This window comes from Blautia sp. AF19-13LB (assembly GCF_003479105.1).
Lineage (GTDB): Bacteria > Bacillota > Clostridia > Lachnospirales > Lachnospiraceae > Fusicatenibacter > Fusicatenibacter saccharivorans.
This window is the reverse complement of sequence record NZ_QUGO01000017.1, coordinates 31,955-48,013: the sequence shown is the minus strand read 5'-3', so window position 1 is coordinate 48,013 and position 16,059 is coordinate 31,955. Positions and strand designations below refer to the sequence as shown.

General features: G+C 43.8%; 8 protein-coding genes. 3 read left to right on the top strand and 5 right to left on the bottom strand.

The features are described 5' to 3' along the window. From DWX32_RS15375 to DWX32_RS15355, 5 genes are all read right to left on the bottom strand, one after another. Nucleotides 1-2,415: a glycoside hydrolase family 3 N-terminal domain-containing protein gene (locus tag DWX32_RS15375; RefSeq protein ID WP_117510211.1), complete on the bottom strand. Its 2,415-nt coding sequence runs from the start codon at nt 2,413-2,415 to the stop codon at nt 1-3. Continuing rightward, on the bottom strand, nt 2,416-4,839 hold the full coding sequence (locus DWX32_RS15370; protein ID WP_118641139.1) for a glycoside hydrolase family 3 protein: 2,424 nt from the start codon (nt 4,837-4,839) through the stop codon (nt 2,416-2,418). A gap of 49 nt (nt 4,840-4,888) precedes the next feature. Further along, on the bottom strand, nt 4,889-7,237 hold the full coding sequence (locus tag DWX32_RS15365) for a GH36-type glycosyl hydrolase domain-containing protein (protein WP_118594532.1): 2,349 nt from the start codon (nt 7,235-7,237) through the stop codon (nt 4,889-4,891). A 115-nt stretch (nt 7,238-7,352) separates the two neighbouring features. Next, the gene (locus tag DWX32_RS15360; protein ID WP_022463024.1) at nt 7,353-8,786 is read right to left on the bottom strand and encodes an MFS transporter; all 1,434 of its coding nucleotides are present in this window, start codon (nt 8,784-8,786) and stop codon (nt 7,353-7,355) included. Nucleotides 8,787-8,878: 92 nt separating this feature from the next. Beyond that, entirely contained in the window at nt 8,879-11,329 is a 2,451-nt protein-coding gene (locus tag DWX32_RS15355; protein ID WP_117510213.1) for a beta-galactosidase, read from the bottom strand. 220 nt (nt 11,330-11,549) lie between these two features. Between DWX32_RS15355 and DWX32_RS15350 the strand changes: the two genes are divergently transcribed. From DWX32_RS15350 to DWX32_RS15335, 3 genes are all read left to right on the top strand, one after another. Further along, complete coding sequence (locus DWX32_RS15350; protein WP_118660495.1) at nt 11,550-12,749, top strand: helix-turn-helix domain-containing protein; 1,200 nt, start codon at nt 11,550-11,552, stop codon at nt 12,747-12,749. Between the two features lie 446 nt (nt 12,750-13,195). Beyond that, entirely contained in the window at nt 13,196-13,954 is a 759-nt protein-coding gene (locus DWX32_RS15340) for a formate/nitrite transporter family protein (protein WP_055228581.1), read from the top strand. Then, entirely contained in the window at nt 13,951-16,053 is a 2,103-nt protein-coding gene (locus DWX32_RS15335) for a DNA topoisomerase (RefSeq protein ID WP_118660493.1), read from the top strand. Before DWX32_RS15340 ends, DWX32_RS15335 begins: the two co-directional genes overlap by 4 nt. Nucleotides 16,054-16,059: the final 6 nt, after the last annotated feature.

The following is a 16,059-nucleotide window of genomic DNA, read 5'->3' as shown; positions in this document are numbered from 1 at the left end:
TTATTTCGCTGCGGCACTTGCCCAAAACGCTCTATTTCTTCCCGCAACCCATTTATTTTCTTTCACACAGTAGCTTCCTCTTAAACGAATATCTTCTGAAGAACTTCCGACCTCTACTGCATATCGTCCTTTTTCCACTTTCCAGTGCATATCAATGTCCAGAAAAGCCATTTGATCCGTTTTCACCTCAAAGCATACCGTTTTCTTTTCGCCCTTTCGCAGGTGAATGCGCTTAAAACCTGCCAGTTCTTTTACTGGTCTTGTCAGGCTGGCATATTCATCTCGTAAATAAAGCTGGACAACCTCATCTCCTTCACAGCTTCCCGTGTTCTCAACAGCGCAGGAGATCTGAACCGTATCTGCTGCCTTTTCATTTCCCATCGAGATATGTAAATCCGAATATGTAAATGTTGTATACGACAGTCCGTATCCAAAATAATATCTCGGTCTGTGCGGCATATTCACATAATTGGCAAAACCGATACTGCCGCTCTGATCCCAGGAGGAACCATATGGATGATTGTAATAAACCGGAAGCTGTCCCACTCCATAAGCAACGGTAACCGGAAGTTTTCCTCCCGGATTATATATTCCGGTTAAAATATCAACTACTGCTTCTGCTCCTGTTTCTGATGGACTCCATGCTTCCAGAATAGCATCTAAATATTCCTCTGCAGCATCACTGGAAATCGGTCTTCCATCAAAGTGAACGCCAACCAATGGTTTTCCAAGCTGCGCAGCCTTGCGAATAAATGCATCCTGACATTTTGGAAGGTTAATATCAGTACTGTCAATTCCTTCTCCCATTGATGCCATGGAACACGTTCCGTGCTTACCGCCAAGCGTCAGTATCACAATGTCTGCCTGCTTTGCTGCCTGCAGCGCTTCTTCAAAATGACTTTCGTCGTTTCCTGCAATCGGATAGCCATATGCATATAAAATCTCACTTTCCGGAAAGCGGATTTGGAATTCTTCATACAGATTTCTGCATTGCGGTTTCTGTCTTTTCAGGATCTGATCAAACTGCTCTGTCTCATCAGACTGAATATTGGTTCCCGGAACCGTAATAATCTCATCTGCATCTGCCTGTACAACTCCGCTTACACCTGCAATAGAATTGGCAATCGCATAGGTAGACTCCATCATACACATATGTGTGTATCCACCAAACATTTTTCTGGCATACCCGGCATGCGGTCCGATCACCGCGATTTTTTTCCCTTTTGCCGCAATCGGCAATACGCCGTCATTTTTCAGCAATACCATGGATTCTCTGGCCGACCGCAGGGAAGTGTTCCTGTCTGCTTCCTGCATTACAAGAGCATGAAGCTCTTTTCCTTCCAGCGCATAGGGATTTTCAAATAAGCCCATTCTGAATTTTCCCTCCAGAACCCGCAAAACCGCTGTATCCAAAATATGGATATCCAGTTTTCCACTTGAAAACATCTCTTTTAATTTCTCATTATAGCCAGTACAGGACGGCATCTCGATATCCATTCCCGCATGAAGACACATCGCACCGGCTTCTTCAAATGTTTCTCCAATATGATGTACACTATGCGCATTTCCCACTGCACCGTAATCGCTGATGCACATGCCGTCAAATCCCATTTTTTCCCGAAGCAGTTTCGTAAGCATGTTATGAGAAGCAGATACATCTTCTCCATTCACAGCGCAATAACAAGGCATAATACCTTTCAGATCTGACTCTGTGATTGCTGCCTGGAAAGGTTTTGCAAACACTTCTTCTAAAAGTCGCGTCGGCGTTTCGCTGTGTGTTCCATGAATTCCACCCTGCGAATTATGAAAAGCCACAAAATGTTTTGCCACACTTTCTGCTTTTCTTGAAGCAACTGTATTCTTTTGTATTCCTTTCGTATACGCTGCCCCCATCGCACTTACAAGGGAAGCATCTTCTCCATAACTTTCTCCAAAACGGCCCATACGCGGATCTCTTGCCACATCCAGAACCGGTGCCAGTATATGGGTAATACCACAGGCCGTTTCCTGTCTGCTCACAATTTCTGCAATCTGTTCTTCCAGCTTGGGATCAAAGCTTGCTCCCCTGCCAATCCCAGACGGAAAACTGGTGGAGTCCTGAATGAAGGCCCCGCACAATCCTTCCATATGAAAGATTGCCGGTATTCGATGGGCACTGTTTTCCATCACAATCTTCTGCACTTTTCTCTGCCATGCAGCCACTTCATCAAGTGTCTCCATCCTGCGCATTTCCAGCGTGCTTACTTCTCCCATTCCGTATTTTGTCTCCTGCTGAATTTTTTCAAAGTTATAGGCATCCTGATCAAAAGGAAAAACACAGTTAATCTGTGCCATCTTTTCATCAAGGCTCATTTCTTTGAGCAGAAGAGAGGCTCTTTCTTTGGCACCCAGTGTATGATCCCTATATGATTTCATTTAAATACGCTCCCCTTTCTCAAATAACTTCAGAACATGTAACAATCTTGCAACACTCCTTTCCAGATCTTTTCTGGTAATCCGTCTCTCCTGATAGGCCTGCAAAATCTGCCGGATCACCGGCGGGCCACCCGGCATCACAATATCATTTCCCGCTGCCACAGCATCGCCGCCATCTGCGACAATATCCATATCGCCCCAGTCAGTAACGACAACACCATCAAAGTTCCATTCTTCCCGTAAAATATGCGTACACAAATCTCGATTTCCAGCTGCAAGAACCCCATTAATTTTATTAAACGATGTCATAATAAAGGATACTCCGGCATCTCGAACCAACATTTCAAAAGGTTTCAGATAAAGTTCCCGCAATGCACGTTCCGTAAGGATGGAATCTACCGCATCGTACCGCTTCTTCGCACTTCCTCTTCGATACGTTTCCTGTTCATTCACGGCAAAATGTTTGGGGCAGACGCGGACAGGATGATTTTCCTGAACGCCCTTTGTAATCTGGACCGCACAGATTCCGGTCAGATAAGGATCCTCCGAAAAATATTCAAAATTTCGCCCGCAAAGCGGATTCCGGTGCAGATTGACTGCTGGTGCCAGCCATACGTCAACCGCTTTCTTTTCGCACTCTGCGCCAACCGCATTTCCAAACGCTTCCCACAGTTCTTTATTGAATGCGCAGGAAATCAGCATAGCCGTTGGCCAGGCCCCCGTTCCCACACCTGCCGGTCCATCTTTATAAAAAATGGAATGAATACCTTTTTCTGGCATAGCCGGGGAGACATATCCTTTTGCTCCGACTGGATGATCGTTTTTGGTCAGTGGATTTCCCTGACCATCCAATATAGTTTCCGGCTGTTCCTGTTTGCTGAACGCTGCAAATGGAATTCCAGGTCCATACCCCACACACAATGCAGCCAGCTGTTCGATACTGAAATTTTTTACTTGTTCCATTTCATCCCGTAAAAGATCATATCTTTCCTGCTCTTTTAAACCATCGGTCTCTTCTTTTTTCTTTTCATGCATTCGGACCTTTTTTCGTCCTTCTCTTGCAGATAGTACCTGCAAATGCTCTACATTGCAGTTTTGCACGCAAAGACGATTCACACATTTTTTAATTACGTAATCTTCTCTTATCTGGATTTCTCCTGCAAAAATTGTCTCACGGGATGAATTTCCGATAAAAAACTGATATTTTCCCTTTTCCAGGATATATGATGCAGATGTCTCAACATATCCTGCCAGATCCTGCATGGATATTCGGATCGAAATATTCTGTTTCTCCCCCGGAGCAAGAAGTCTCGTTTTTGCAAAGCCTTTTAATTCTTTTTCCGGTTTTTCCGACTCTGTACCAGAGCAGGACAAATAAAGCTGTATCGTTTCTTTTCCTGCATAATTTCCGGAATTTGTTACCTCCGTAATAAATTCCACCTCTTCTTTTTCCTGTTTCATCTCTTTCGGAAGAATCGTAAACGATGTGTAAGACATTCCATATCCAAAGGGGTACAATACCTGTTTCCGAAAAGTATCAAAATAGCGATACCCCAGATAAATGTCTTCCTGATACACCGTTACCGGGCTTTTCGTATATCCTGTACTTCCATTTGCCTTTGCATCCAGTCCATAATTTTCGTAAGTTAAAATTTCATCTTCCTGTTCTTTATTCCAGGTGAAATTTTCTGCTGTCGGGTAGTCTTTGAAAGACTCTGCCATGGAAAAACTTAATTTGCCAGATGGATTCACAGCCCCCGTCAGAATATCAGCTAATGCTCCGCAGCCTTCTTCGCCCGGAATTCCCAGAAACACCACGGCCTTAATTGCGGAATAGGCGTTCACCCACTGCATATCGATCATTCCATTAATATTCAGTACAACGATCACATGTGGAAAAACACAGCACACCTGTTCCAGCAGTTCTTTTTCGGATTCGGTAAGTTCATAATCACCTTTGATGTGCCTGTCACATTCTTCCCCACCGGAATTCCTTCCCAGCACAAAAACAGCGGTATCGGTAAACTCCCTGGCTTTCTGCATCAGCTGCTCCGGAATGTGATACTCTGTCCACATCGGCTGATATTTTCCAAAGATCTCATACATAAAACCACAGTTCATATTTTCTACATTTGTGATATCAATACCGTCAATCACAAACTTTTCCGATTCGTTTTTTTGATGGCTGGTGTAAAATTGTTTTAACCCTGCTTCTGCACAGATTCCTCTTTTTTCACATTCACATAAGAGATTCTTGTTTGCAAGGGATTTGGATGCTCCCGAACCGTTTCCCGAAAAAATGGTTTCTATCTGTGCCCGTCCCAAAAAAGCCACCTTTTTTTCTTTTAATGGCAAGATCTGCTCTTCATTTTTCAAAAGAACAATTGATTCTTCCACAAGTTCCTGAAAAATACTTTTTTTCATCTCTTTTCCTTTCTTTCTGCTGATGTCTTCCTAAACAAGCCTCTTTTGTCTATTTACGCAATATAACATGGACTTCATGCATTTTTCCATCCTTGAAATCAGGCAGCACAAACCCATCTGCTTTGTCGGACATATCGCAAACTGCTCCATCTGTCTTAATTTCAAGCACTCCTTTTTCCAGATGATCTGGATTTTCGATGATTACATGATAATCAGCACCTCGAAAATGTCTGGTCACTTCTGCCTTTTCCCATTCTTTCGGCAGACACGGATCGATCCGCAGTCCATCGTAATCCCGTTTGATTCCGAGGATTCCTTCGTACACCCCCATCATGCACCACGCAGAAGTTCCCGTTGTCCAGGACTGGTAGGATTTTCCATAATATCCGGGATTGGTAGAATAACAGTTTGTAAAAACATATGGTTCTGCTCCGGATTGCATGGATGGATTTTTATCACTGTCCGGCATAATTTTTTTCAGTGTTTCGAATGCTTTGCTTCCTCTCCCCACCTTGCAGTCCATCAGAATTTTAAACCCTGTAGCATGACAGTATACACCACCATTTTCAAACAATCCTGGCAGCATGCCGGACATTCTCCCTACATTTGGCGAATACTTCTGATACGGCGGAAGATTTAACGGAAATCCAAAATCATGCTCCATGGAATCCACTGCTTTTAATATCTTTGGTAATTTCTCTGCATCTGCAACATCTCCTAAAACAGCCCATGTCTGCGCGTTCAGATAAATTTTGCTTCCTTCGCTGTTTTTGGAACCAATATTCTCCACATCACTTAACGCCCGCATGTACCACGCTCCATCCCATGCATATGCATTAATGCTGTTTCGTAAGATACGATATTCCTCTGCTATTTTTCCGGCATATACCTGATCGCCTTTTTTCTTCAGTAATGCTTCTAATTCCTTCAGTGCCAGGCAGAACTGATGGGAAAGCATTACGGATTCCGCATATTCATCCGTTGTAACATTGAGTGCATCATTCCAGTCCGCAAAATAAATCCGTACCAGTCCATGCTTTCCTTTATCCTGCAGCAATCGATTCACAGCCGCTTTCACATGATCCAGAACAGCCGCCTTCCCTCCATCCTGCCATTCAATCTCCAGATCCAGGATAGAAAAGTCTCCCGTTTCTTTTATCAGCTGGCAGACAGCCCATATGATCCAGAACGGCTGATCGGAATACCGGGTATCATCATAAGGATACCACGTAAGAACTCCATGACCATCCCGAAACTGATGGCGAAGACATTCCAGAATCTCTTTTTTTGCTGTTTCCTGCCGATAGTTTAACAGGCCAACTGCAATCTGAAGATTATCGCGGACTCCTTTTTTCCCGACAATGCAAAAATCTACCTGTTTTTTCACCCAGTTATTCATCATGTGATTGATTTTTTCATCCGGCGTTTCCACGGTCAGCGAACGATATTTTTCCAGATAATGCGTTTCTGCTTTTTCAAGTTCCTTTTCCACAGCTGCAGAATTGGAAAACTTTTCCGATACCGCCCTTGCCTCTTCAAGTGATTCACTGATTCCAAATACAAACTGTAATTCTTTTTCTTCTCCTGGCTGTAGCACAATTTTATGCTGCAGCACACCGCCAAGAATAAAAAGGGCCGCTTTGGAATTTGTACAGTCTTTTCCCTTTACGACAATGTCCGGTCTCTGGAAAAGCGCGCTTGCTGATGCATCCAGCCTTGTTATGGTACTGGTTGTCCCGCAAAATGCTTCCAGATTTCCATCATATGCGTATGCCGGCTCTGATGCTGCCAGAAATGCGTTGTATCTTTTGTGCGGTGCGAAAGGATGTGCGGATCTGCAATATACACCCTTTAACTTTTCATCATAATCTGTTTCCATACAACGATACATTTCATAATATCGCGGATAAGAAAAGCCCTCCAGATAAAAGCTGACTGCTGAAAATATGCTGAGATGGCGCTGTCTTTCCCCTGTATTTTTTATTTTCAAAGTCCACACTTCCTGGTATCCTTCTTCCGGTACAAACAGCCGCCAGGAACTTGCAATATTCTGATAAGAAGACTGGATTCTGGAAGATCCAATGCTGTGTACGCACTGATAATTTTCTACTTCCGTATTTAATGGACCTTCGCCGATATTCCAGCATTCTTTGCTTTTCTCGTCTCTTAGATAGATATATCTTGCATCGTCCTGATTCATCATACACATATCTGCTTTTTCACTGAGGTAATAGCTGCGCCCATGTCCTGTCTGGGAAATCTGCGCACAGTAATGATTTTCATTCCACAGATAATTATACCAGTATCTTGGTGTTCTGGTTTCTGTTATAATGCAGGAATTTCCATCTTCTGAAAATGTATAAGGTTTCTTTTTTTCATTGCATAATGTATCGCTCATTTTCAATTCTCCTTATTTTTAACCTACAGAGCCTGCCACTGGCAGTTTCTGTAAATTGAATGACAACTGCAAAGTCGGTACAGTCTTTCCTGTACCGACCTTGTAGTTTCTCCGTTTATTTTTTCTCTTTTCTCGCAAGTACTTCTTCCCGCATCTTTGGTAATTTTTCTTCCAGATCAAATCTGGTAAAAATCAGGAACATAGCCAGGTTTACAACCAGCGGAAGATAGTTGGAAAATCCATAAATCGAATATCGCATGGAAGCAGTTGCACTTTCCAGCGATGCCTGATATCCGCCAATGGCAAGAAATGCGGATAAGATAACAGATCCAAGGCCGCTTCCCACTTTACTTCCAAATCCTATAGCTCCGCCCGACATTGCAACTAATTTCTTTCCATATTTCCATTCGTTATAATCTACCGTCATTGCTGTTAATACGCCGTACAGACACATCAGTGGAATCTGGATAAAGCTCGCCACAAGGCTGGTTGCTGCATAAACCATAAAGTTTTCCGGAATAAAGCAGCGGATCAGGGATGGAATGGCAGCTCCCATTAACCCAAGCTGAATTGTTTTTGTAACACCCAGCTTCGAAATGATCGGCTTGGAAACCACAAATCCGATTACCGTTGCCAGCATACCTGCCGCTCCTATGACTGCAACAAGATTATCGTTGCCAAAAATCCATTTTGCATAGTATGTACCCGAGGCTGCTGCCACTGCAGCGGTAATATTGGTAATCAAATTGAACAGAAGAACGATCACCCAGTATTTATTCTGCAATAACATTTTTATAGCATCTTTAAATGGAACTGCTTCCTCTTCTTCTGTTTCTGTCGGTGCTGTTTCTGATGCGTTTTCCGATTCGCTTTCAAAATCCGAAGCAAATTTTGCTTTTCTTCCATTGTTGTAGCAGATCAGGAAAAGTAATAAAACGCCAAGTGCAAGCGCAACACCATATTTGATCCATGCACTCTGTGTACCACCCAGCATATTGGTTACCGGAATTGTGATAATAGCAATGATTGTTCCGGCACCGTAGTTTCCGACTGCACGGAACAGCCCCATATTGCTTCGCTCACTCTGGCTGTGAGTACGCACAATCATAACCGCTGAAAACGGTGTGGCAATCATAGTATAAATAACTGCTGTTAAAAGAAGATTGGTAACCAGTACATAAATCAATGCCGCTGTCTGTCCTGCCTGAATCGGGACCGTAAACATCATAATGATGATGACTGCTGCAGGAATCGCCATTTTCAGCATCCAGGAGTAATATTTCTTATTCCCACCTTTGGAGTGGTCAATCATATTTCCCACCAGAACATCCGTCAGTGCATCTATAATCTTAGCGATCATCATCGCAATTCCGACTCCGCCTACCGCCATGCCGACTTTATCTGTATAAAAGTAAGTAAGCTGGCCAACCAGATTGGCCATCACGCCTAACGCTAACTGACCTCCCATATCAGCCATATAATCTCTTTTTCTCATAACTCTTCTTGCCCCGTCTGCATCATAGAGGACTTTTTGTTTCTTTTTTCCCATATCTTTTTCTCCCATCGTTTTTTACAGCCGCTGTTTTATACTTGTATTCTATCAAGTATTTTGTTTCTTTTATTACATATAGCAATTTAATATTATATATTTGGGCATTCTTTTTTTATTTTTAAATTATATTGAACACTTGGAAGATTGCCTGACAGAAGAAAACATACTCCTTTTTCTGTCTCTTTTCCTTCTATTCTTCCAATTTCATTTCCCATTGGATCTAATGCTGTAAGAACGGCCTCCTTAGCTTTTACGTAGATTCTTCCTTCCAGCGTTTCGGCATATAATTTTCCCTGAAAGTGTACTGCAGTAAACGGAAAGCCCATCATCTGTGCACCTTCCTGATACGTTGTCTTGTCCATTCCCGTTGTTCCCATCGCAGTGATCACAAATTCCTCTGCCTGCTCCAGTTTTTCCTTTCCCACTGGAAGAAGTGCCAGCGTAATCCGCTCATTTTCTGACTGGATCTCAATTTTTTCAGACAGCCGCAGACTTTCTGCTGGGCTTCCACTGAAATATCCGCAATACGGTGTATGAATTACGAACCGGGCATGTGCCGGATCAAACACCAGCTCTTTTGTATCAGAAATCAGTTTTCCATCTACCAGACCACATTCCTCCGAAAGTATCTTCCATTCTTTCATTGCCCGGTCAAGAATTGCAGCAAATTCACGATAATCTCCTGTGCCTGCGATTTTCTGAATTTCATCAAAGACAAGTGCCTGTGCTCCCAGATACACGCCTTCTCGTATCTCTTCTGCATTCTTCGCTGCCTGTTTCAGCCTGTTGTGGTCTTTATATTTCCGCCATGCGTCACGATACGGTGACCATGCATAATACACACCGTGTTCTGCCTCCGAGAGATCTGCCCCATTCAAAAATCCTGCGTTCACTGCAACAGCCGCGTCTCCCTGATAGGTATCCCCTCCGTCCAGGAATACATTTCGCATACATGTGATGTAAGGTAAAAAAGTAGTTGGCATTGCGTGCATTTTCGGCAGTGTTTTCAAATCGTTCTGTGTATATACGACATCTACACGGTTTTTAGCCGCCGATACCAGCCCTTTGAGAAATACAGATGCCATAAATCCCCACTGACAGATAACCGCCGGATCATTATATACATCAAAAACACTCCAGATTTCATCGTCCGGCTGATCGTCCGCCTTTTCTGACGTATGATAATTGTATAAAATCAGTCCGTCCCAGTCGTTCAAGCATGCATAGGCAACCGTGTGCACATATGCTGTCGAATGGAAAGGATGTTCCCCATATTCGTTCCACTCACTGAGCATGAAAGGCTTTCCTTTTACAATGGCAACGGAAGCAAGATTTAAAAGTGTTGTTGCCATAGAACCAACTCCTGTCTGCATGGTCAGCGGGTTCGTTGACACATATTCGGCCGGCCCTGCAACCAGATAGGTATTTGCCTCCTGGATCGGAAGCAGCGGGTGATTAAAATAGCTGTTATTTTCCATAAAATCCCCGTCGGTATGGCCATATACATCCGCTGCACCGGCAACCAGATTGCTTGTCACGATCGGAACTTTTACTCCAAGGGAATGAAGATAATCTTTCATATCCTGATAAAAATTACGATTCATCGTAATGCCAAATTCCATAAAATCAGCATAGCGGGCCGGACTTTCATTTTCTTCCCATTTTCCCAAAGGGTCGCATTCCGGCTGATAGAAATTACCTGCGGCTCCCTGCACAGTTCCTTTCTCCGGATCTTCTTCCTCGCCAAGCGCACATTTTCCTTCAAACGTCCATGCTTCTTTCAGACGCTCTCTTGTTCCATATTTCATCAAGAGGAAGCTGTTAAAACGATTTTGTACCTCATCCCGATATGGCTGCATCTCTTCCCGCTGATCCGTTTCCATCGTTCCTTTAATCGCAGAATCTTCATTATTGATCTGAACCGTGATCACCGCCGGATCGTCAATCAGTGCAAGACCTGTATAAGGATTCACATGACAGAGAATCTTTCTGGCATATTCTTTTTGCAGCTCTATCATCCGTTTATTGTACATGGGAAAACGTTTGATGCAGCTTCCCGCATTTCCTGGGTAGTCCAGTCCATCTCCTTCTACAAAATCTCTTGCAACGATAAGATCAATGTGAAGGTAAATACCCCGCTCTTTCAATTTTGCGACAAAATAGTCAAATCGATCCAGACCTTCCGGATGAAATTCTCTCCCGTTTCCTTTTTCATAATCTAAAAGTGGAGCTTCTTTACAGCTGGACCAGCTACGTGGTTCTTCGCTGATTGGGGCATCTGCTGCATGGAGCCGAATCACATTCACGCCCAGGCTCGCAAAACGTTCCGCCAGTTTCTCTGCGGTTTCATGATCCGGGGTATTTGATCTTGCAGCCACATTAAACCCAAGAAATTTTGCCCTTACACCATCTTCAAAATAAAAATGGCCATTCCTTGTCGTTACAAATCCATGTTTTCCAGCTGGTGCATCCAAAAGATAAGAATAATCGAGAACACCTTTATTTGGATTCGTTTTATTAATTTTAATCGGTTGTCTCATGCGTATGATCCGCCTTTCCTTTTTTCTAATCGCACTTTATCAAAAATGAAAGGAAAGATATTACATAAAAACATACAAAATTATATGTTTTCGTATTGTTATTTTTCTTTTTCCATTTTATACTTTAAATTTGGAAGTGAAGGAATCGTGAATTGCTTTGCAGAAACTTTCAAACGAAAATTTGATCCACTGCATCCCACAGATACCAGGAGAATATCATATGAATTATGTTACTTTTTGTAAAAATTACTATGCCGTTACAGGAATTCCTACGAATCTAATTACTGAAGCAGGAGCTATTTACTCTGCTTTATCAGAACAGCTCCACATCTCAACAGAGAGTCCTTATCCGCTTTATCCATCCGATTATAATCCCGAATTTCGTTTTGCATCTCCCGACATTGTATATGGCTCTGTCCAAATTGAAGCTACTGGTGAATATATCATCTTAGGCCCGGTTTTTTCCGTTCCTGTGACAGATGAGCTCGTCCGCAGTTATATGCATGACTCTGCCACGCCTCTGAAGTACAAGGAAGTAATCGCTGAGGCTCTCGCCTCCATTCCCCGGTTATCACATATCCAATTTTGTCAGCATCTTGTTTTCCTGCATCAATGTGTGAACCACAAGGAAATCAGTGTGTTGAAATTATTGGGACAGCGTGCACCCCAGCAATTGCGGCAGAGCCAGCAGCATTTGAAATCCATTACAGAAAATATGGAAAATAAAAAGATGCATAACACTTACCAGTTTGAATGCGAACTTTTTCAGTTTGTTCAAAACGGAAATGTAAATGCTTTGCAGAATTTTTTGAAGAATAATACATTACAATTAGAAGAAGGCAGACTTGCAAAAACCCCGATTCGCCATGCCAAAAATCTTTTTATCGTGACAGCAATCAAAACCGCTGTTCTTGGCGCCATTCCGGGAGGAGTAGATATTGAAAAAACATATCAGCTTCTGGATCTTTATATTCAGGAATGCGAGGCACTGCAGTCACTGGAAAAAATCCAGGCACTGCAATACTCCATGATTCTGGATTTTTGTCAGCAGGCAGGTGAAACCAAAATCCCTGCTGGAATCTCAAGAGAAGTTTATACCTGTATGAATTTTATCCGTACACATACAAACGAATCCATCTCCGTGAATGATGTCGCGGATTCCATTCAGAAAAGTACTTCCTACACGATGAAAAAATTCAAAACTGAGCTCGGCTTTACCATAGGTACTTTCATTACAAGATGTAAATTAGAAGAAGCTAAAATGCTTTTAACCTACAGTACAAAAAGTCTGGCTGAAATCAGCAGTTATCTCTGCTTTTCCAGCCAGCCTCATTTTCAGAGTTTATTCAAAAAACAGTATCATATGACTCCTTTAGAATACCGGAAAAAATCCGGTGTAATGGATACTATACGGCTTTAGTTTATCCTTTCCAGAGGCCCATTACAAAAACCTCACCTGCCGTTTTATCTTTTGTATGAAAACAGCCGATGAGGTTTTTGCTAAGAATGAACATCAGTGCAGATGATAAACCAGTTTCACAAACGCCGGATCATCATGGTTTACAATTTCACTGTGTCCGAGATGTTTGTAAAACAGAACATAAAAAAAGCTTTCAATCCTTGTTTCAATCCCTCTGAGTTCATCATACAATCTGTCGTTTTACCCCTTATTTTCTGACATTTCTGTGGAAATATACTTTTTTCTTCCTCCTTCATTGCGAATCTTTCCGGGAAATGCTATAATAGCCAAAGTTGAAAGCGCGAAATCCGAAGCATTTGCAAGCTGCTTCGGAAAAAAAGACCATCCCCCGGACAAAAAGAGAGGGGATATGTCCATCCTACGGGACATAAGAAAGGAGTTATTCTATGCCTTATGATGACGTACAAAAATTTTCAGAGGCAGCCGTAAACAAAGCAAGGCTGCTGAAAGAACACCCGGGGAAATACTTTCTCCGTGCAGTCATGGCCGGTTTCTTTATCGTGGTTGCCATGATTTTCTCCAACGTGGTAGGCAATACGTTCCAGAGTACAGATCCTGCCTGGGGAAAACTGCTTGGCGGTATTGTGTTTGCCATTGCGGTTCTGCTGATCGTTTTTATCGGTGCAGAGCTTTTCACCGGAAACAATCTTGTTATGGCTTTTGGGGCCTATGACAAAAAAGTCTCCTGGGCACAGGTTGGAAAAGTATGGCTGGTAAGCTACATCGGAAACTTTGTCGGATGCCTGATTCTCTCCGTAATTTTCGTACTGGCAGGTGCTTCCGGTACCGCCGATTATTACGCAGGATTTATTGGAAATAAACTTTCCATTCCTGCCGGAGAAATGTTTTTCCGTGCCATTCTCTGCAACTTCTTCGTCTGCCTTGCCGTTGCCTGCGGCATGAAATGCAAAAATGAAGTTGCCAAATTTTTCATGATTATACTTTGCATCACCGGATTCGTTGTTGCCGGTTTTGAACACTGCGTTGCCAATATGGCCACCTTTGTTACCGCTGCACTTCTGGTCCCAGGCGGCATTTCTCTGACTGCCGCATTGAAAAGTATGGTCATTGTAACTATAGGAAACGCAATAGGAGGCGGTGTGCTCCTTGCCTGGCCGCTTCGAATGATGAGTGCAGATAAATGACAAAATCTTTATACATTGCGGAAAAACCGAGCGTTGCTCAGGAGTTCGCAAAAGCGTTAAAACAGAATATGCAGCGCAGGGATGGATACTTAGAGTCGGATCAGTCCGTCGTAACCTGGTGCGTCGGTCACCTGGTTACGATGAGCTATCCGGAAAAATATGATCCTGCGTTAAAAAGGTGGAGTCTCGAGACCCTGCCTTTTTTGCCTGAAAACTTCAAATATGAAATTATCCCGGAAGTAAAAAAGCAGTTCACCATTGTGAGTAACCTGCTCCACCGGGAGGATATTGAAACCATTTATGTCTGTACCGACTCCGGGCGTGAGGGAGAATACATCTATCGTCTCGTCGCGCAGATGGCCGGTATCAAAGACAAGAAACAGAAGCGTGTCTGGATCGACTCGCAGACAGAAGAAGAAATCCTGCGCGGTATCCGCGAAGCGAAGGACGAAAGTGAATACGACAATCTTTCGGCATCCGCTTATCTCCGCGCCAAAGAAGATTACCTGATGGGCATTAACTTTTCCCGTCTTCTCTCGCTCAAATACGGAAGCGCTGTCGCATCGTATCTCGGCACTAAATATCAGTCTATTTCCGTCGGCCGTGTTATGACATGTGTGCTCGGCATGGTCGTACGCCGGGAGCGCGAAATCCGTAGCTTTGTGAAAACACCATTCTACCGTGTCATCGCCGGTCTTTCCTTAAATGGACGCAATTTTGAGGGGGAATGGCGCGCCGTAAAAGGCAGCCGCTACTTCAACTCTCCGCTTCTCTATAAGGAGAACGGCTTCCAGAAAAAAGAGGACGCACAGAAACTGATTGAGGAATTAAGCATGCAGAATCCTCTGATCCCGCATGTCCTGAAAATGGAGCGAAAAAAGGAAAATAAAAATGCGCCACTGCTTTACAACCTTGCGGAGCTGCAAAACGACTGTGCCCGCTTTTTCAAAATCAGTCCGGATGAAACGCTGAAAGTTGTTCAGGAGCTTTACGAGAAAAAGCTGGTTACCTATCCGCGAACCGATGCCCGTGTGCTTTCTTCTGCCGTTGCCAGGGAAATCAGCAAAAACCTGCGCGGCCTGCAGCAGTACGGTATCTGCAGCGGCCTTGCAAATGAAATTTCGCAGGGTGAAAGCTGGAAAAAGATTGGTTCCACCCGCTATACAAACGATAAACAGATTACCGATCACTATGCGATCATTCCGACCGGACAGGGCCTTAACAATCTGCGGAACCTCTCGGAACTCTCCGCAAAAGTTTATGAGACAATTGTCCGCCGTTTTCTCGGTATCTTCTATCCGCCGGCGGTCTATCAGAAAGTTGCTCTTGTCACCGAAATCGGCGGCGAGCAGTTTTTCTCCAACTTCCGCGTTCTCGTGCAGGAGGGCTATTTAAAAGCCATGCAGTATTCTTTCTTCCGTAAGAAAGAGGAGGACGACGAGGGCAGAAAGGAGGACGAGACGACTTGCGATCCCTCTTTTCTTGCAGCGCTGTCCCAGCTGCAGAAAGGCAGCGAGCTGAATCTTCTCGGCCTTTCTATCAAGGAAGGAGAAACCTCTCCGCCAAAACGCTACACCTCCGGTTCGATGATCCTTGCAATGGAAAATGCCGGACAGCTCATTGAAGACGAGGAGCTGCGCGAACAGATTAAGGGAAGCGGCATCGGAACGAGTGCGACGCGTGCTGAGATTCTGAAAAAGCTTGTCTTTATCAAATATCTTGCTCTGAACAAAAAGACGCAGGTTATCACCCCGACACAGCTTGGCGAAATGATCTACGACGTCGTACACCAGTCGATCCGCCCGCTTCTGAATCCGGAGCTGACGGCAAGCTGGGAAAAGGGACTTACCTATGTAGCGGAAGGCTCCATTACCTCCGAGGAATATATGGGAAAACTGGAAAACTTTGTGACACGCCACACGGTAAATGTGAAGCAGCTGCGGAATCAGTTCCAGCTAAAGAGCAGCTTTGATGCGTCCGCGCCGTATTACAAAAAAGCCTCTTCCACGCGCTCCCGTACCGGGAAACGTACCGCTGCAGAAGACTCCTCAGCAAAGTCCTATTCCACCGCCGGAAAAAAAGGCGCACAGAACTCCTGAAATGTG

Coding starts and splice junctions, on each gene's coding strand:
- DWX32_RS15375 (WP_117510211.1), bottom strand. CDS start 2,415: ATGAAATCATATAGGGATCATACACTGGGTGCCAAAGAAAGAGCCTCT.
- DWX32_RS15370 (WP_118641139.1), bottom strand. CDS start 4,839: ATGAAAAAAAGTATTTTTCAGGAACTTGTGGAAGAATCAATTGTTCTT.
- DWX32_RS15365 (WP_118594532.1), bottom strand. CDS start 7,237: ATGAGCGATACATTATGCAATGAAAAAAAGAAACCTTATACATTTTCA.
- DWX32_RS15360 (WP_022463024.1), bottom strand. CDS start 8,786: ATGGGAAAAAAGAAACAAAAAGTCCTCTATGATGCAGACGGGGCAAGA.
- DWX32_RS15355 (WP_117510213.1), bottom strand. CDS start 11,329: ATGAGACAACCGATTAAAATTAATAAAACGAATCCAAATAAAGGTGTT.
- DWX32_RS15350 (WP_118660495.1), top strand. CDS start 11,550: ATGAATTATGTTACTTTTTGTAAAAATTACTATGCCGTTACAGGAATT.
- DWX32_RS15340 (WP_055228581.1), top strand. CDS start 13,196: ATGCCTTATGATGACGTACAAAAATTTTCAGAGGCAGCCGTAAACAAA.
- DWX32_RS15335 (WP_118660493.1), top strand. CDS start 13,951: ATGACAAAATCTTTATACATTGCGGAAAAACCGAGCGTTGCTCAGGAG.